General features: G+C 56.7%; 14 protein-coding genes, 1 tRNA gene and 3 pseudogenes. 9 read left to right on the top strand and 9 right to left on the bottom strand.

Features of this window, described 5'->3' with window-relative positions; genetic code table 11:
• The first annotated feature begins 56 nt into the window (after nucleotides 1-56).
• From GHN86_RS20975 to GHN86_RS20985, 3 genes and pseudogenes are all read left to right on the top strand, one after another.
• Nucleotides 57-357, top strand: a pseudogene (locus GHN86_RS20975) (sigma factor-like helix-turn-helix DNA-binding protein).
• 23 nt (nucleotides 358-380) lie between these two features.
• Nucleotides 381-1,355 carry a FecR family protein gene (locus tag GHN86_RS20980; protein ID WP_153381979.1) on the top strand — a complete coding sequence of 325 codons (975 nt, stop codon included), beginning with the start codon at nucleotides 381-383 and terminating at the stop codon, nucleotides 1,353-1,355.
• 217 nt (nucleotides 1,356-1,572) lie between these two features.
• Nucleotides 1,573-3,918: a TonB-dependent siderophore receptor gene (locus tag GHN86_RS20985; RefSeq protein WP_228389633.1), complete on the top strand. Its 2,346-nt coding sequence runs from the start codon at nucleotides 1,573-1,575 to the stop codon at nucleotides 3,916-3,918.
• Nucleotides 3,919-4,056: 138 nt separating this feature from the next.
• On the opposite strand, the gene GHN86_RS20990 is transcribed toward GHN86_RS20985, so the two are convergent.
• The 6 genes from GHN86_RS20990 to GHN86_RS21015 form a co-directional block, all read right to left on the bottom strand.
• A complete protein-coding gene (locus tag GHN86_RS20990) occupies nucleotides 4,057-5,208 on the bottom strand; it encodes an acyl-CoA dehydrogenase family protein (protein ID WP_153381977.1) in 1,152 nt (383 codons plus the stop codon).
• A gap of 3 nt (nucleotides 5,209-5,211) precedes the next feature.
• Nucleotides 5,212-6,324 carry an enoyl-CoA hydratase/isomerase family protein gene (locus GHN86_RS20995; protein WP_153381976.1) on the bottom strand — a complete coding sequence of 371 codons (1,113 nt, stop codon included), beginning with the start codon at nucleotides 6,322-6,324 and terminating at the stop codon, nucleotides 5,212-5,214.
• A 142-nt stretch (nucleotides 6,325-6,466) separates the two neighbouring features.
• Nucleotides 6,467-7,237 (bottom strand): 3-hydroxybutyrate dehydrogenase, encoded by a 771-nt coding sequence (locus GHN86_RS21000; protein WP_153387241.1) that lies wholly within the window; start codon nucleotides 7,235-7,237, stop codon nucleotides 6,467-6,469.
• 117 nt (nucleotides 7,238-7,354) lie between these two features.
• Entirely contained in the window at nucleotides 7,355-7,636 is a 282-nt protein-coding gene (locus GHN86_RS21005) for a peptidylprolyl isomerase (protein WP_016781241.1), read from the bottom strand.
• A 78-nt stretch (nucleotides 7,637-7,714) separates the two neighbouring features.
• Entirely contained in the window at nucleotides 7,715-8,800 is a 1,086-nt protein-coding gene (locus GHN86_RS21010) for a 3-deoxy-7-phosphoheptulonate synthase (protein ID WP_153381972.1), read from the bottom strand.
• Between the two features lie 661 nt (nucleotides 8,801-9,461).
• Nucleotides 9,462-9,704: a DNA-binding protein gene (locus GHN86_RS21015; RefSeq protein WP_153381970.1), complete on the bottom strand. Its 243-nt coding sequence runs from the start codon at nucleotides 9,702-9,704 to the stop codon at nucleotides 9,462-9,464.
• A gap of 81 nt (nucleotides 9,705-9,785) precedes the next feature.
• Here GHN86_RS21015 and GHN86_RS21020 point away from each other — a divergent pair, with 81 nt between their 5' ends.
• From GHN86_RS21020 to GHN86_RS21040, 5 genes are all read left to right on the top strand, one after another.
• Entirely contained in the window at nucleotides 9,786-10,139 is a 354-nt protein-coding gene (locus tag GHN86_RS21020; RefSeq protein WP_153382016.1) for a helix-turn-helix domain-containing protein, read from the top strand.
• Nucleotides 10,140-10,282: 143 nt separating this feature from the next.
• Entirely contained in the window at nucleotides 10,283-10,921 is a 639-nt protein-coding gene (gene uvrY / locus GHN86_RS21025) for a UvrY/SirA/GacA family response regulator transcription factor (RefSeq protein ID WP_122784404.1), read from the top strand.
• Nucleotides 10,922-10,923: 2 nt separating this feature from the next.
• Nucleotides 10,924-12,747 (top strand): excinuclease ABC subunit UvrC, encoded by a 1,824-nt coding sequence (gene uvrC / locus GHN86_RS21030; RefSeq protein ID WP_153381968.1) that lies wholly within the window; start codon nucleotides 10,924-10,926, stop codon nucleotides 12,745-12,747.
• 33 nt (nucleotides 12,748-12,780) lie between these two features.
• Nucleotides 12,781-13,338, top strand: a complete 558-nt coding sequence (pgsA, locus tag GHN86_RS21035; RefSeq protein ID WP_153381966.1) for a CDP-diacylglycerol--glycerol-3-phosphate 3-phosphatidyltransferase — start codon at nucleotides 12,781-12,783, stop codon at nucleotides 13,336-13,338.
• 67 nt (nucleotides 13,339-13,405) lie between these two features.
• Nucleotides 13,406-13,481: transfer RNA gene (locus tag GHN86_RS21040), tRNA-Gly, on the top strand.
• 189 nt (nucleotides 13,482-13,670) lie between these two features.
• Here the strand turns inward: GHN86_RS21040 and GHN86_RS21045 are convergent.
• From GHN86_RS21045 to GHN86_RS24125, 3 genes and pseudogenes are all read right to left on the bottom strand, one after another.
• Nucleotides 13,671-14,066, bottom strand: coding sequence for a putative quinol monooxygenase (locus tag GHN86_RS21045; RefSeq protein WP_153381964.1), 396 nt, complete (start codon nucleotides 14,064-14,066; stop codon nucleotides 13,671-13,673).
• Between the two features lie 376 nt (nucleotides 14,067-14,442).
• Nucleotides 14,443-14,625: pseudogene (locus GHN86_RS21050) on the bottom strand (oxidoreductase); the annotation flags it as partial.
• A 120-nt stretch (nucleotides 14,626-14,745) separates the two neighbouring features.
• A pseudogene (locus GHN86_RS24125) lies at nucleotides 14,746-14,952 on the bottom strand (LysR family transcriptional regulator); the annotation flags it as partial.
• Nucleotides 14,953-15,354: 402 nt separating this feature from the next.
• On the opposite strand from GHN86_RS24125, the gene GHN86_RS21060 reads away from it, so the two are divergent.
• Entirely contained in the window at nucleotides 15,355-16,635 is a 1,281-nt protein-coding gene (locus GHN86_RS21060) for an MFS transporter (protein ID WP_153381962.1), read from the top strand.
• Nucleotides 16,636-16,772: the final 137 nt, after the last annotated feature.

Here is a 16,772-nt window from a genome sequence, read left to right on the forward strand (position 1 = left end):
GCCCGCGAGAATAGGAAGGATTACTATTCGCGCCCTCTCTTTCTCAGTCCAGTGCGATGACTCATAAAGTGCCCCGCAGAACGGGCTTTTTAGACTACTACGATGAGTTGGTTGGCACTTGGACCCGGCGCCTGCGCAATCGTCAGCAGGCGCAGGACCTGGCCCATGACACCTTTGTACGCGTGCTCGAATCCGGCTCGGACAGCGTTGAACTGCCGCAAGGTGTTCGTCTGGCAAAAAATAGAGGGGCTGACCCAGGCCGAGATTGCCGAGCGCCTGGGGTTGTCCAAAAACATGGTGGAAAAGTACATGATCCGCACGTTGCGGCATCTGCGCGAGCGCGTGGACGCGTCGTGATGAGATCAGTTAAGGATGCCCCGATGGAGATGCCTGATTGCACGCGTGCCCCCGAGAACGTGCGCGATGCGGCTGCAACCTGGTTTGCGCGTGTGCAAGACCGGGGCTTGAGTGCTGAGGAGCAGGCCGATTTTGACGCCTGGTACAACGCTCACCCCAGTCATGAAGCGGAGTACCAATGGCTGGCTACGCTGTGCAGCGCCGTCGAGCTATTGCCCACGGCTCGCCTGCACGCGTTATGCGAGGCGCCTGCGCCGAGCATCAAGCGTCGCTCGATGCTGGGCAGGGCGCTGGCGGCGAGTGTGCTGGCGGTCGCCGTAGGCGCCGGGGTCTGGACGCAGTTAAAAGCCGGGGCCGGTTATCACGCGCAATTCGCGACCCAGGCGGGTGAACGCCGTACGGTTAATTTGCCCGATGGTTCCACCCTTGAACTGGACAGCCGCAGCCGTGTCCGTGTTGACTTTGCCGATTCCCGGCGCAGGGTTGATTTACAGGAGGGCGAGGTGATGTTCAGTGTCGCCCATGACACGGACCGTCCCTTTGTGGTGCAGGCCGGGCTGGGTCAGGTCACGGTCACGGGGACGCGCTTCGATGTCCGTCGCGATGGTGAGCAGGCACGGGTGGTGGTCGAATCGGGTCATGTGCAGGTACAGGGGCGCAATCCTGAGCAAGCGGTCAGCCTGACCGCCGGATTGGGCACGCGGGTTGATGGTCAGGGCATCGTGGCTGCGCCACAACCGGTGAACACTCAAGCGTTGACGGCCTGGCGCAAGGGACAGTTGATCTTCAATGACGCCAGCCTGGGCGAGGTGGCCGCCGAAGTGTCGCGCTACCGTGACCGGCCGCTGCATGTCAGCACGACTGCGTTGGCGCAACTGCGCCTGTCCAGTGTGTTCAAAACCGATGACACCGATGCGTTGATCAACGCTTTGCCACGCATTTTGCCGGTCTTGGTAAAAACCCGCGCCGATGGCAGTCAGGAAATCATTTCACGGTAAATTCAGGTTTTTTTCGAGTTCTTCGTCTTCTTGATCAACTGCAACTGGTTTGCATTAACAGCCGCACTCAAGTGTGATCAATAGGGCAAGACTCGACGTGAAAAACAATAATTCTTGTGGGCCGGTTTCAGTGCTTAACCCGCCTTCGAGCACGCTTTTTTTTGCACCGCGTACGTGCTGGCTGCCTTTGGCATTAGCGCTGGCGGTGAGTGCGGCGATGCCGGGCGCAGTGGCTGATGAGCTGGCAGCGGGCGCTATCCATATTCAGGCCCAGCCTTTGGCTGCGGCCTTGAGCCAGTTGGCCCAGCAAACCTCACTGCAAGTGTTTTTCAGTCCTCAACTGGTGGCCGGTAAACAGGCGCCCGCCGTTGATGGCAGCTTGTCGCCGGAGCAGGCATTGCGCCAATTACTGCAAGGCAGCGGCCTGAGTTATGAATTGAACGGTGACGCGGTGACGCTACTTGCCGCCCCGGTGGTCAGCGCTGCGACGGCTTCCGGGCCATTGGAGCTGGGGCCGGTGGATGTCAAAGTGGTCGGCGACTGGTTGGGCGATGCCAATGAGGCGGTGGTGCAGAACCATCCCGGTGCGCGCACCGTGGTTCGTCGCGAAGCGATGGTGGAGCAGGGTGCGATGAACGTCAGCGACGTGCTCAAGCGTATTCCCGGGGTTCAGGTGCAAGAGTCCAATGGCACCGACGGCAGCGATATTTCCCTGAACGTGGGCGTGCGTGGCTTGACCTCGCGCCTGTCACCGCGTTCGACCGTATTGATTGACGGCATTCCGGCAGCGTTCGCCCCCTATGGCCAGCCGCAACTGTCGATGGCACCCATTTCGGCAGGCAATCTGGACAGCATCGACGTGGTACGCGGTGCGGGTTCGGTGCGTTATGGGCCGCAAAACGTCGGCGGAGTGATCAATTTTGTGACGCGAGCGATTCCCGAAACCTTTCAGGGCGACGTCGGCACCACGCTGGAAACCTCCGAGCACGGCGGCTGGAAGCACATGGAGTCGGCCTTTCTCGGCGGCACGGCGGACAACGGTATCGGTGCTGCGCTGCTGTATTCCGGGGTCAAGGGCAATGGCTATCGCACCAGCAACAATAACAACGACATCAATGATGTGTTGCTCAAGACCCATTGGGCGCCGACCGATCAGGACGATTTCAGCCTTAACTTTCATTATTACGACGCCACCGCAGACATGCCCGGCGGACTGACGCAGAAACAGTTCGATGCCAATCCGTATCAGTCCGTGCGTGACTGGGACAACTTCACCGGCAGGCGCAAGGATGTGTCCTTCAAATACCTGCGCCAGATTGACGATCAGACTCAGTTTGAAGTGCTGACCTATTACACCGACAGCTTCCGGGGCAGCAATATTGCTTCACGCAACTTGCAGACACTGGGGATTTATCCGCGTTCTTATTACACCTTTGGTGTCGAACCGCGGGTGTCCCATGTGCTCACTCTTGGCCCTGTGACACAGGAAGTCGGTGTGGGTTATCGCTACCTCAAGGAGGGGATGCACGAAGAGGCCAGCCAGTTACAGCTGGTCAATAACGTGCCGATGCCCATGCCGGGTGCCGACGGGCACGTGTATCAGGACCGCACGGGTGGGACTGAAGCCAACGCGTTCTATATCGATGACAAGATTGATGTCGGTAACTGGACGGTCACGCCGGGTATTCGTTTCGAGCGTATCAGCACCAACTGGCACGACCGCCCGGTGCTGGGCAATAACGGAGTGCCGGTGACCGAGAAAAAACGCAGCATTGACAGCAATGAAGCGCTGCCGGCCCTGAGCGTCATGTATCACCTCTCGGACGCGTGGAAGCTGTTTGCCAACTATGAGACCTCATTCGGCAGCTTGCAGTACTTTCAACTGGGGCAGGGCGGCATTGGCGATCAAACGGCTGCGGGCCTGAGGCCTGAAAAAGCCAAGACCTATGAACTCGGCACGCGCTATGACAATGGCGTGTGGGGCGGTGAAGTGACGTTGTTCTACATCGACTTTGCCGATGAACTGCAATACGTCAGCAACGATGTGGGCTGGACCAATTTGGGGGCGACCAAGCATCAGGGGATCGAGACTTCGGTTCACTACGATTTATCGACTCTCAATGCGCGGCTTGATGGTTTGTCGGTGAACGCTGCGTTTACCTACACCAAGGCAACGTCAGAGGGGGATATTGTCAACTTCAAAGGGCGGGACTTGCCGCTGTATTCGCGTCAGGTGCTTAACCTGGGTGCGCGGTATGCCGTGAATCGCTGGACTTACAACCTGGATATGTTTGCCCAATCGCAGCAACGTGCGCCGGGAACTGGCGGTGTGTATATCACTGATCCGACGCCGGATGGCCAGTACGGTGATATTCCGGGGTATGCGACATGGAGTACGCGAGTGGGGTATGACTTTGGGCCGCAGGCATCAAACTTGAAGGTGGGGGCGGGGATCAAGAACCTGTTCAATCAGGAGTACTACACCCGTTCCAGCGACAACAACTCAGGCCTTTATTTAGGCGAGCCGCGAACCTTTTTTGTGCAGGCGAGTGTCGGGTTTTAAGGCTGGATCAACAGCCCCTCACCCCAACCCTCTCCCGGAGGGAGAGGGAGCTAATCGGTGGTGTTGCGCTAATCAGCTTTTGACTTTAGTCCCCTCTCCCTCTGGGAGAGGGTTAGGGTGAGGGTTTTGCATGTACCGCTAAATCAGATAATTCTTCAGCTCTCGCGCAATCACCATCCGTTGAATCTCACTCGACCCTTCATAAATCTGAGTGATCCGCGCATCCCGGTAATAACGCTCTACCGGGTAGTCTTCAAGGTAGCCATAGCCGCCGTGAATCTGAATGGCTTTGGAACACACATACTCAGCCATTTCCGAAGCGAACAGCTTGGCTTGCGAAGCTTCTGATAAACAGGGTTTGCCCGCACCACGCAGGCGGGCCGCGTGCAGAATCAACAGGCGCGCGGCGTTGAGACGGGTTTGCATGTCAGCCAGCATGTTAGCCACGCTTTGATGCTCAATAATGGCTTTGTCAAACTGTACCCGTTCACGCGCATAGGCCAGCGCCGCTTCAAATGCGGCACGGGCAATCCCCAGCGCCTGCGCAGCAATGCCGATACGACCACCTTCAAGGTTGGACAGGGCGATCGTCAGCCCCTTGCCCTGTTCACCCAATAGATTGGCGTGCGGCACGGTGCAGTTGTTTAGGGTCACTGCGCAGGTGTCCGAGGCGCGGATGCCCATTTTGTGCTCAGTGCGGTCGACAATGAATCCCGGTGTGTCAGTGGGCACCAGAAACGCCGAAAGGCCTTTTTTACCCAGCTGCGGATCGGTCACGGCAAACACAATGGCCAGCCCGGCGCGCTTGCCATTGGTGACAAACTGTTTGGCGCCGTTGATTACCCACTGCCCGTCCTGTAACTCGGCCCGCGTGCGCAGGTTGTGCGCTTCAGACCCCGCTTGAGGTTCGGTCAGGCAAAAACAGCCGATGGTGGTGCCGCTGGCAAGACCCGCCAGCCACTCTTCTTTTTGCGCCTGGCTGCCATAGTTGAGGATCGGGCCGCAGCCCACGGAGTTGTGAACGCTCATCAGCGCTCCCGTCGCACCATCGCCGGCCGAGATCTCCTCAACCGCCAGGGCATAGGCGACGTAATCGAGGTAAGAACCGCCCCATTCTTCAGTCACCACCATGCCGAGCAGGCCGAGTTCGCCCATCTTGGCGACCAGCCCGTCGTCAATCCAGCCAGCCTTTTCCCACGCCTGGGCATTAGGTGCAATTTCACCTCGCGCAAAGTCGCGGGCCATGTCGCGAATCATCACTTGTTCTTCAGTCAGTTCGATGTCTTGCATGATTCAGACTCCGCTCGGCGTGAAGTGGGTGAAGAAGCTGGCCACCTGGGCCGGGTCCAGTTCATTGAGCGTGGGCGGATTCCAATGCGGATTTTTGTCCTTGTCGATAATCAACGCGCGTACCCCTTCGATCAAGTCACCCCGGTCAAACCACTGGCGGTCAAGGTGCAGCTCCAGCGCAAAGCACTGCTCAAGGTTCAGGTTGAGGGCACGGCTGCGGCGCAGCATTTCAAGGGTAACGGCCATGCCCAGCGGCGACCGGGTTTGCAGCAGGTTGGCGGTGTCAGTGGCCCATTGCCGATGCTCGCTGGTTGCCACTTCCTGCAACCGGGTAACAATGGTCGTCACGCTGTCATGGGAAAAGATGTCGTCAATCAACGGGCGAAGTGTGGCGATGGGGGCGTCGGGCAAGCTGTTTACGGCGATTGACGCCAACAGTGCCTCAAGTTCTTGCCGCGGGGATTGTTGCCATGTCAGCGCGTCGAGCTGCTTATCCAGTTCGCTCAACCGGGTGCTGTCGGTATACCAGTCTGCCAGCCCGCAATACAGGGCATCACGGGCGTCGATTTGCACACCGCTCACGCCCAGATAAGTCCCCACTTGGCCGGGTATTTTGCTGAGGAAATGGCTGGCACCCACGTCCGGGAAATAGCCGATGGCGACCTCTGGCATGGCTAACCGGCTGCGTTCGGTGACCAGTCGAAAATCAGCCCCTTGCGCCAACCCCATGCCGCCGCCAAGTACGTAGCCGTCCATCACGGCAAGCACGGGTTTGGCGTAGTGATGCAAGGTCAGGTCGAGGGCGTATTCCTCCTCGAAAAAAGCAGTGTGCAGGGTGTCGTTGTTTTTGTAGCTGTCATACAACGAACGAATATCTCCCCCGGCACAGAAGGCTTTTTCGCCAGCGCCGCGCACGACCACCGCGGCCACGTGGGGGTCTTTGGCCCAGGCATCGAGGTGCTGCTGGAGGCTGCGTACCATTTCAAGATTGAGGGCGTTGAGGCCGCTCGGGCGGTTAAGGGTCAAATGGCCGATTCGATTGCGTACCTGCGCGAGTACGGTGTCGGGCGCGATGTTGCCATCGAGTATCGGTGAGGATGAAGCCTGAGCAGTCATCGCTAACTCCCTGCTTTATATTATTTTTAAGGGGTGTTCGCGGGCGAACGATGGCCGATGCTAACAGTGCAAAATTGCCTTGTACAACCCTGATACGTGCAGGGCTGGTGTGCATTTTTGCCTGAAGGGTGAGCACGGATCTTTACTGCGCCAACCAGCCGCCGTCGACATTCCAGGCTGCTCCGCGAACCTGGCTGGCAGCATCGCTGCACATGAAGAGCACCAATTCACCGAGTTGAGGCGGGGTTACAAATTCCAGTGAGGGTTGTTTTTCGGCGAGCAGATCATGCTGCGCTTGATAAGGGTCAATCCCCTGACTGATGCGCTGATCGATCTGATTTTGTACCAGCGGAGTCAGCACCCAGCCAGGGCAGATGGCGTTGCAGGTGATGTTGCTGGTTGCGGTCTCAAGGCCGACCACTTTGGTCAAGCCAATCACACCATGTTTGGCGGCGACATAGGCCGCTTTGCCGACCGAACCCACCTGGCCATGCACCGAGGCGATATTGACGATGCGACCCCAGCCGCGTTTGCGCATGCCGGGCAGGGTCAGGCGCGTGCTGTGGAAGACCGAGGAGAGGTTGATTGCGATGATGGCGTCCCAGCGTTCCACCGGAAAGTCTTCGACGGTTGAGACATGCTGAATGCCCGCATTGTTGACCAGGATGTCGATGCCGCCAAATTCCCGCTCGGCGTAGTCGATCATGTCAGCTATTTGTGCGGGGTCGCTGACATCTGCCGGGTGATGACCGACCCTGCCACCGAACTGTTCCAGGTCAGCAATGACTTTGCCGGCATCGCCAAAACCGTTGAGTATCAGGTCGGCACCTGCTTTAGCCAGACTTTGCGCAATACCCAGTCCAATACCACTGGTTGATCCGGTAACCAGAGCGGTTTTACCTGTAAGGCTCATGACTTATTCCTCAAGTGACACGTGGGGGCGTGAATGAGAAACGTAGCACGAGGTTTATGTTTACGGATACGAAACGGCCCACCAAAAGGCGGGCCGTTTTCACGCAAACCGGGAGGATTAGTCCTGACGGCTGGTGACTTCCAGCAGGTGGTAGCCGAACTGGGTTTTCACCGGGCCTTGAACCACGTTGATCGGTGCGCTGAAGACGACCGTGTCGAATTCTTTAACCATTTGGCCTGGACCGAACGAACCCAGATCACCGCCTTGACGGCTGGATGGGCACGAGGAGTTGGCTTTTGCGACTTCGGCGAAATCAGCGCCGCCTTCAATTTGGGCTTTCAGTTCGTTGCACTTGTCTTCTGTGGCAACGAGGATGTGGCGGGCAGTGGCTTTAGCCATGAGAGAGTACTCCTTTCAATAAAGTGGTGAGCCTACCGGATTCAGTCAGTTTTTTCCCGGCAAAAGTTCCCATGGCGATTACGCGATCGCCTGAACAGCCTGTCGTTGTGCGTGCAGTTGGGCTGCCGCTGCTCGCAACAATTGCTCGGTGGCATCCCAGCCCAGGCAGCCATCGGTGATGGAAACACCGTAGCGCAAGGTGCTGCTCAAGGGTTGGCAGCCCTCGAATAAATGGCTTTCGAGCATCATGCCGATCAATGAGTGATCGCCCTGCAGGCGCTGAGCCAGCACGTCGTTGAACACATCAGGCTGGCGTAACGGGTCTTTGCCGCTGTTGGCGTGGCTGCAATCCACCATTAAACGGGCCGGGATGGCGTTTTTTTCAAGTCCGGCGCGTGCATTGGCAACGCTGTTGCGATCGAAGTTGGGGCCGCTGTGGCCGCCGCGCAGCACCAAATGCGTGTCCGGGTTGCCCGGCGTCTGGATGATTGCCGGGTGGCCTTCAGCGTCGACCCCGAAGTGGCGATGGCTGTGGGCTGCAGAACGCATGGCATCGCAGGCGATGGCCACACCGCCGTCTGTACCGTTTTTGAAGCCGACCGGCATGCCCAGGCCGCTGGCCATCTCGCGGTGAATTTGCGATTCGGTGGTGCGAGCGCCAATGGCGACCCAGCCCAGCAGGTCATCGAAGTAACCGGCGGCCATTGGTTGCAGCAACTCGGTAGCGATGGGCAGGCCCATGCCCAGCATTTCCAGCATCAGCTCGCGCGAGAGTGTCAGGCCGTGGGCCATGTCATCGCTGCCATCCAGATGCGGGTCATAGGCCAGGCCTTTCCATCCAACCGTAGTACGCGGTTTTTCGATGTAGGCACGCATCACCAGCAGCATGTCATCACGCAGCTCGTGCGAAAGGGCTGCGAGGTGGCTGGCGTATTCAAGGGCTGCAACCGGGTCATGGATAGAGCAGGGGCCGACTACGATCAGTAAACGGGAGTCTTCACCGTTCAAAATGGCGCGTATGGCCTGACGCTGACGACTGACCAGCTGGCGAAGTGAGTCGCTGAGCGGCAGGTGTTGCTTGAGTTGCGCTGCTGTGGGCAGGCGCTGGATGCTGACAGAAGGGGCGGTGTGGGTGGCAGGCAGAGCAGAAATCGATGCGTTCATGGTGTGTGTCCTGGGCAAGCGGCGGGTCTTCCCGCGCGCAGCCCTATTGGGGTGTTCGACAATTAGCCTGACTGGCTGTGAGTGCATGGGTGCCACCGATGTGATTTCGTTCGGAGGCGGCAGGCTGTCCCGAACGACGGTTGGTAAATCGCCATGCAGTGCAAAGGTCGAAGCGGTAATAAGTGGCGTAGTTCATGGTGTGATTCCTTAAATAAGTAAGTTTTCAGGGGCTGAAAAAACAAAACCCCCGGTCGGGAGGCCGACCGGGGGTGAGAAATTCTCTGGTAGGCGACCCCTAAGTAGTGGGCGCCGTTTGGGTATCAGGCGCGCCAGTGGCTAAACCAATACCCAAAATAAAATCGTGCTACGGATTGCGCGTTGTTCGCACACACAGAGCCGACCGTGCGAGATTCGCATGGGAGCTGAAAAGCGTCTGTGTGGGGGCGATGCAACATGTGCGGTCTCCAATGAATGCGTTGAAGCTTACCCGAGGCAGGCAAACCGGTTCAATCAAAAATTGCCGTGTCGTGAATACACGGATCAATCAGGTGCCAAGGGCTGATTGATCCTGCAGACAACACAGGCTTAAACGGCCAGCTGTTTAGGGGCTGTCAGGCGGTGAGTAATCTATATCTGGAGTAGCGCTTGATTAAGCGCATACTCAGTTAAAGACATCTCTTTGCTCGGCCTCAAGCCCCGCGTCACGCGATGGAATGATGCCGTCTTTCATGCCCAGAAGTACCGCCACTTTATGGGCTTCCCCACGTTTCCCTTTCTTGCGCCCGGCGAGCACCTGATAAGTAGTCGCCGGGTCAACACCGTGCTCGCGAGCGAACTTTTGCACTGATTTTCCTTGATGTTCCAGCCAAGCCTTGGCTTGTGCAGCGGTACGTATTCCGGTCATAGTTCAAAACCGTTCAATGTTGTTTAATATTTTTTGATTATACCATCCTCGCGGGTGTTAAAAATGGGATCTTACATCCAAATGAGTGGAATCGGTGCGCGCTTAAGGCAAGAGAGAGAGCGGCTTGGCCTGTCGCAGAAAGCTTTTGGTGAAATCGGCGGTGTCGAGGCCAATGCTCAAGGTAAATATGAAAGTGGAGAGCGTGCGCCCAAAGCGGATTACTTGTCGCGAGTGGCAGAGCGTGGTGCAGATGTACTTTATATTTTGACGGGCACTCCAACCCCAACACTGCTCGATAATCTTAGTCAGGTTGAGGAAAAGGTGCTGGTGAGTTACCGCATTTTGCATAAAGAAGACCAGGAAGCCATTCGTAGGCTTACGGTCACTTTGGCAGAGTTGTATACGCCTGTTCAGGCTAAAGGGCGTCAGGATTAGAACGATGCTTAAGTCTTGTTCAGGCATCGGCCTGCATTTTTAACGTTTTGCTATGGATCGTCGATTGATCATGGGTAGGTTGGCGTGCGTGTTTTTTGCTAAGGTGTCGTCAATCTACTTAGTCCAATTGGTGAGGTGCCGGCTTGATTCGGGTTCTGGTGGTCGATGATCACGATCTTGTGCGTACAGGCATCACACGAATGCTGGCTGATATAGATGGCCTGCAAGTGGTTGGGCAGGCTGAATCCGGTGAGGAATCCCTTATCAAGGCCCGCGAGCTGAAACCTGATGTGGTCTTGATGGATGTCAAAATGCCCGGCATTGGCGGGCTGGAAGCCACACGAAAAATGATGCGCAGCCACCCTGACATCAAGGTGGTTGCAGTGACCGTGTGTGAAGAGGATCCTTTTCCGACACGGTTGTTGCAGGCGGGTGCTGCTGGCTATATGACCAAGGGCGCGGGTCTGGCCGAAATGGTTCAGGCCATTCGTCTGGTCTTTTCCGGGCAGCGCTATATCAGCCCGCAAGTCGCACAGCAATTGGCCCTCAAGTCATTCCAACCTGCCAGTGACTCACCTTTTGATGCACTGTCGGAGCGAGAAATCCAGATTGCACTGATGATTGTGGGCTGTCAGAAGGTTCAGGTGATTTCCGACAAGTTGTGTCTGTCCCCCAAAACGGTCAACACCTATCGCTATCGCATATTCGAGAAGCTCTCGGTCAAAAGTGATGTTGAGCTGGCTTTGCTGGCGGTACGTCACGGCATGGTAGACGCTGGTTGAAAATGACTGACGTGTTCGATGCAAGCGCATTTCTTTCGACCTGTAGTGGGCGCCCCGGTGTGTATCGCATGTTTGACAGCGATGCGCGCCTGCTTTACGTAGGCAAGGCCAAGAACCTCAAAAAACGCTTGGCCAGTTACTTTCGTAAAACCGGTCTGGCCCCGAAAACGGCGGCGCTGGTCGGGCGTATCGCTAACATCGAAACCACTATCACGGCCAATGAGACCGAAGCGCTGCTGCTTGAGCAGACGCTGATCAAAGAGTGGCGCCCGCCCTACAATATTCTTCTGCGCGACGATAAATCCTATCCCTACGTGTTTCTTTCGGACGGGGCATATCCGCGCTTAAGCATTCACCGTGGCGCCAAAAAAGCCAAAGGCAGGTATTTCGGGCCTTATCCGAGTGCGGGGGCTATTCGTGAAAGCCTGAGTATCTTGCAAAAGACGTTTATGGTGCGTCAGTGCGAAGACAGCTACTTCAAGAATCGCACGCGCCCCTGTTTGCAATACCAGATCAAACGTTGCAAAGCGCCTTGTGTCGGATTGGTTGACCCTCAGGTCTATGCCGAAGATGTGCGTCACTCGGTGATGTTTCTGGAAGGGCGCAGCAGTGCGCTGACCGACGAATTGAACAGCGCAATGGAACAAGCGGCCAGCACCCTTGATTTTGAGCGTGCCGCTGAGATACGTGATCAGATTTCGTTGCTTCGCCGGGTTCAGGATCAGCAAAGCATGGAAGGTGGAACCGGCGATGTCGACGTCATCGCGGCCTTTGTAAACCCGGGCGGCGCCTGTGTGCATTTAATCAATGTGCGAGGCGGGCGGGTTTTGGGCAGCAAGAATTTCTTTCCGCAGGTCGGGATCGAGGAGGAAGTGGGCGAAGTCATGGCGGCCTTCCTTGGGCAGTACTACATCAGCAGCCCCGAGCGCGATCTGCCGAGTGAATTAATCGTCAACGTTGAGCACGAAAGTTTTGACGCCATCATCGATGCGCTTGAAGCCCTGCGCGGCCGAGAAATGGCCATCAGTTACCGTGTACGGGGCACGCGGGCTCGCTGGCAGCAATTGGCCGTCACCAATGCCGAACAGGCACTGGCTGCGCGTCTGGCTAATCGCTTGCATGTCGCTGCGCGCTTTGAGGCATTGGCTCAAGTACTTAAGCTCGACGAGATTCCGCAACGCCTTGAGTGTTATGACATCAGTCATTCCAGCGGTGAAGCCACAGTCGCTTCGTGTGTGGTATTTGGCCCCGAAGGGCCGATCAAGTCTGATTACAGGCGGTTCAACATCGAAGGCGTAACCCCCGGCGATGATTACGCGGCCATGCACCAGGCCTTGATGCGGCGTTTTGCCCGGCTCAAAGAGGGGGAGGGCAAGTTGCCTGACATCTTGCTGGTCGATGGCGGCAAAGGTCAGCTCTCGATGGCGCGGGATGTACTCAATGAACTGGCTATTCCAGACCTCATTTTGCTGGGCGTGGCCAAGGGTGCGACGCGCAAGGCGGGTTTTGAAACCCTTTACCTGAATGACGCTGCCCATGAGTTCACCTTGAAAGGCGACTCCCCGGCGTTGCACCTGATTCAGCAAATTCGCGATGAGGCGCACCGTTTCGCAATTACCGGGCACCGGGCGCGACGCGGTAAAACCCGGCGAACCTCAACCCTGGAAGGCATTGCGGGCGTAGGCCCTACACGTCGACGTGATCTTTTGAAACATTTTGGTGGATTACAGGAGCTGACTCGTGCAAGCATCGAAGAGATCGCCAAAGCACCGGGGATCAGTAAAAAGCTCGCAGAGTTGATTTATGCAAATCTGCACAGCGAGTAGAATGCCCCTCTCACCTAGTAGCCAGTTGTGCCGATGAATATCCCTAATTTGATCACCGTACTACGCGTTCTACTGATTCCTTTTTTCATATTGCTGTTTTATCTCCCGTACAGCTGGAGTTATGTGGCCTCCAGTTCAGTTTTCGCCTTTGCAGCGGCAACTGACTGGCTTGATGGTTATCTGGCGCGACGCCTTGAGCAAAGCACCCCGTTCGGTGCTTTTCTGGACCCGGTCGCTGACAAATTGATGGTGGCTGTAGCGTTGGTTTTGCTGGTGCAAGAGCATCACAATGTGTGGCTTACCCTGCCTGCAGCCGTGATCATAGGTCGTGAGATTGTCATTTCAGCCTTGCGCGAATGGATGGCTGAGCTGGGGGCTCGTGCTCAGGTTGCGGTTTCCAGCATGGGCAAGTGGAAAACCGCCGCGCAAATGCTCGCGCTGGTGATTTTGCTGGCCAATCCGTCTGACTTCAGCTTTTGGGTGTTAGTGGGGTATGCATTATTGCTCGTGGCTGCGGGGCTGACCTTGTGGTCGATGCTCCAGTATTTGCGGGCAGCATGGCCACACTTGAAGACTACCTCTACAAAATAAATAAAAACTTTTTGAATCAAAGGGTTGACGCAAACTTTCAGTTCTATACAATGCCCACCACCAAGACGCGGGAATAGCTCAGTTGGTAGAGCACGACCTTGCCAAGGTCGGGGTCGCGAGTTCGAGTCTCGTTTCCCGCTCCAAACAAAGATTTACAGAGTTGCACGCAAGTCTGTAAATCATCAAAAAAAGACGCCTAGGCGTCTTTTTTTCGTTGTGCCAGATTCCTTCTACGACCACGCATTCAACGTGGGTAAATGAGTCCTTGTGTTGAGCGAAAGTGGCCGGTCGAGTTTTGCACGACTAGGAGCTGCCCCTTCAATCATGGGCGACTACCGCGCTTTGGCACTGAGCTGGACAGGGACGGTTTCGATCAATTTGCGTGACAGAATCATTGGTTGCGTGATCGCGACATATTTCTTGAAGTGAGGCGAGGCAATATGTGCCTGGTAAGCCTCATCACTGGCGTAGATTTCGAAGAAGCGCAGGCTGTTGGGTTTGTCTTTTTCAGCAACTGAATAAATAGCCAGCACTCCCGGCTCCAGCCGTATCGAGTCTTCCATCTCTTCCCTGACGGCCGTTGTGTAGGCAACGAGCTGTTCAGGATCAATCACCAGTTCAGCGATGCGCACAACGGTTGTGTCCGTCTCCTGTGCTTGAATAGCTGTGCTACAAGCAGCGGCTGCGGCAAGTGCCCAGATTCCTATGCGATTGTTTTGCTTCGTCATGTGCGGCCTCATTGGAATGCTCAGCCTTGATGTTTAATACATTTTCGCCAAGTGTGTCATCAGCTTGAAAAGAGCGATAATCATAGTTGGTTCACCCACCTCCAACGACTCGATCAGCGCCAGGTTCAAGAAGTTCTTCGAGGACTCCGCAAAGGCAGCAAAATCGCGGCAGGCTTTACCAACTCTGGAGCACAGATCGGTGAAGTAAAGCTTCGCCCAATCATTTAAAGGGTCATGCGTTAAAGGTCCGAAGTCTGTCGAATTATGACTTGGACGGTCTGGCGAGGGGAGGCATAGGATTGCCGCCATCGGAGTTTATGAGCGACTCCCCTAGTCACGAAACATTAGATGAATCTCAAATCCCTTATAGCTAACTATCGGCCTTGGGGTGGGCGGCGAACAGGGTTTCGGCGCCAGCGGCGGTGCCCAGGTCGGCGACGACGCCGTGTACCTGACCACGCCCGCCTTGGGCGCGGGCCAGACCACAGGCGATGGCCAGGCCAATGCCACCGGTGGAGCCACTGATAATGGCGGTGCGTGCGCTTAGATCGATATTCATGGATGAGTTCCTCTAGGTAGGTTGTATCGATGGGGCCATGCTAGTAGGGCGCATTCAGACAGTAAAAGACGCGATCTGACTGAGTTCAGACCTAGCGGGTCTGATCTGCCAGGGTCATTACACGTTCGCGGAAAAAGGCAACACGCCAGCATGGATGGCGTGGTTGACGTAGCCGATGCACAGGCCACCCTCTTCGCCGCGCCCCAGGCGTTTGCCCAGCGATTCCAGACGTTCGGCATGCTTGAGCAGGCCACGGGCTTCACCCAGGAAGGTGCGCCCGTCAGCCGTCAGGAACAGGCGCTGATTACGCCGCTCGAACAGTGCCAGTTCCGGACAGCACCCTTTTTCCGGGTGATGCCTGCCACGTGTTGTGTTCTCCCGGCAAAGAAATCAGCGGGAATCTTGCAGCGCAATCATTTTGTTTTGGCGAACTTGCATAGCGTGTTGATCATGGCAGTGATACTCGTCGAAAAAAGCCACCTGGACTCTTCTTCTTATGCCTGACTGCGGCTACCATGCGCGCCCTGATTTTGTCTGCCCGGTCAGTGCCCAGGTGCGCGTCCAGCCCGCCTTGACCCTTGCCCGTACAACTCGAACGCCTCGACTGTGGCCTCGAGCCACGCTCAATCACACCTGTTTACAGATTACGCCCCCCGGCTTTGCCGAGAGGGGTGGCTGTGCTGTTGCCCGTTCGTGGGCTTAATTGTTCGTCGAGGTCTTGAGTTCATTATGTCTGTCCAACTGTTAGCGATGGCGCTGGCACCGTTACTTGGGCTGTTTATCATCAGTATCGGCAACGGCATGTTGTCGTCGTTAACGACACTTCGTCTCGATTCGTTGGGCGAGTCGGCCACGATGGTTGGCATTGTCTCGTCTGCGTACTTTATCGGTCTGACATTAGGCTCGATCTTCAATGACCGACTGATCGTGCGCATTGGCCATATCCGCGCCTACAGCTGCTTTGCGGCCTTGATAGCCACGACGATCCTGTTTCAGGGACTGTCGTCTGATCCCTGGACCTGGTTCGCCTTACGCCTGATCAATGGCTGGGCCAGTGTGGGCGTGTTTCTGGTGGTAGAAAGCTGGTTGTTGATTGCCGCCGACCCGAAGATCCGCGGGCGCCTGCTGGCCCTTTATATGATCGCTCTCTATGGCGCAGGCTTGTTGGGGCAGGTCAACCTGGGTGCTATTGCGCACACCGGTGACACCATCCCCTTCATGATCGCGGCCATTCTGGCCTCGTTGTCCATGCTGCCGATTGTGATGATCCCGCGGGTGACGCCCGTCGTTGAGCGAGCGGAGCCGCTTATGCCGTGGCAGTTATTGCGTGCAACGCCGACCGGGGTGATTGGATGTTTTGGCTCGGGCCTGGCCATTGCTGCGGTCTACGCCTTGCTACCGCTGTACTTGCAGCGCATTGGCCTTGATGTGACTGAGGTCGGACACATGATGGCTTACGTGATTCTCGGTGCGATGTTGTTGCAATACCCGGTTGGGCGCTGGTCGGATCATCAGGACAGGCAATTGGTTTTGATCGTACTGGCCGCGGCCTGTGCAGTCTTGTCGTTGATCATCCTGTTTTTACCGCCCGGTTCCCCGTTGCTGATCGTGGCGTTTTTCCTGCTGGGGGGCGGTATTTTTGCGATCTACCCGGTGGCGGTGAGTCACGCGGCTGACCACGCGTCGTCCGGAGCCATCGTGCGGATGATTCAAGGCTTGTTGCTGATCAACTCATTAGGCTGTGCCATCAGCCCTCTGGTGATTTCACCGTTAATGACCCGAGTGGGTGAGGGCGGGCTGTTTTGGGCGTTGGCGGGGCTTAATGTGGGGTTGGTGGTGTTGTTTATCTGGCGTCGAGGCCAGCGTTCGGAGCCGGTGACGGCCGCGCCCTTTACTGCTGCGGCGCAGATGTCGGCGGTGGGGGTTGAAATGCGTGTGACTGAGGACCTTGCTCAGGCTGTATTTGATCACGAGCACGACGGTGAAGAAGGGCAACGGCAAGCGGGCTAGCGATTGCTGTTGATCCAGCTTTTGATCTGGCTTTTGATCTTGATCTGCCGCCCCGTCGGAAGGCCGAGTGTAGGTTTCGCGGAGTGGGTCGACCGGCATGGATGCCGGGAGAGCCGTGTTGGGCCATGGATGGCCCG

Source organism: Pseudomonas helleri (genome assembly GCF_009600315.1).
GTDB lineage: Bacteria > Pseudomonadota > Gammaproteobacteria > Pseudomonadales > Pseudomonadaceae > Aquipseudomonas > Aquipseudomonas helleri_A.

What these genes read in the sequence shown, in the direction of transcription:
- GHN86_RS20980 (WP_153381979.1), top strand. Translation starts at nt 381, where the DNA reads ATGGAGATGCCTGATTGCACGCGTGCCCCCGAGAACGTGCGCGATGCG.
- GHN86_RS20985 (WP_228389633.1), top strand. Translation starts at nt 1,573, where the DNA reads ATGCCGGGCGCAGTGGCTGATGAGCTGGCAGCGGGCGCTATCCATATT.
- GHN86_RS20990 (WP_153381977.1), bottom strand. Translation starts at nt 5,208, where the DNA reads ATGCAAGACATCGAACTGACTGAAGAACAAGTGATGATTCGCGACATG.
- GHN86_RS20995 (WP_153381976.1), bottom strand. Translation starts at nt 6,324, where the DNA reads ATGACTGCTCAGGCTTCATCCTCACCGATACTCGATGGCAACATCGCG.
- GHN86_RS21000 (WP_153387241.1), bottom strand. Translation starts at nt 7,237, where the DNA reads ATGAGCCTTACAGGTAAAACCGCTCTGGTTACCGGATCAACCAGTGGT.
- GHN86_RS21005 (WP_016781241.1), bottom strand. Translation starts at nt 7,636, where the DNA reads ATGGCTAAAGCCACTGCCCGCCACATCCTCGTTGCCACAGAAGACAAG.
- GHN86_RS21010 (WP_153381972.1), bottom strand. Translation starts at nt 8,800, where the DNA reads ATGAACGCATCGATTTCTGCTCTGCCTGCCACCCACACCGCCCCTTCT.
- GHN86_RS21015 (WP_153381970.1), bottom strand. Translation starts at nt 9,704, where the DNA reads ATGACCGGAATACGTACCGCTGCACAAGCCAAGGCTTGGCTGGAACAT.
- GHN86_RS21020 (WP_153382016.1), top strand. Translation starts at nt 9,786, where the DNA reads ATGAGTGGAATCGGTGCGCGCTTAAGGCAAGAGAGAGAGCGGCTTGGC.
- uvrC (WP_153381968.1), top strand. Translation starts at nt 10,924, where the DNA reads ATGACTGACGTGTTCGATGCAAGCGCATTTCTTTCGACCTGTAGTGGG.
- pgsA (WP_153381966.1), top strand. Translation starts at nt 12,781, where the DNA reads ATGAATATCCCTAATTTGATCACCGTACTACGCGTTCTACTGATTCCT.
- GHN86_RS21045 (WP_153381964.1), bottom strand. Translation starts at nt 14,066, where the DNA reads ATGACGAAGCAAAACAATCGCATAGGAATCTGGGCACTTGCCGCAGCC.
- GHN86_RS21060 (WP_153381962.1), top strand. Translation starts at nt 15,355, where the DNA reads ATGTCTGTCCAACTGTTAGCGATGGCGCTGGCACCGTTACTTGGGCTG.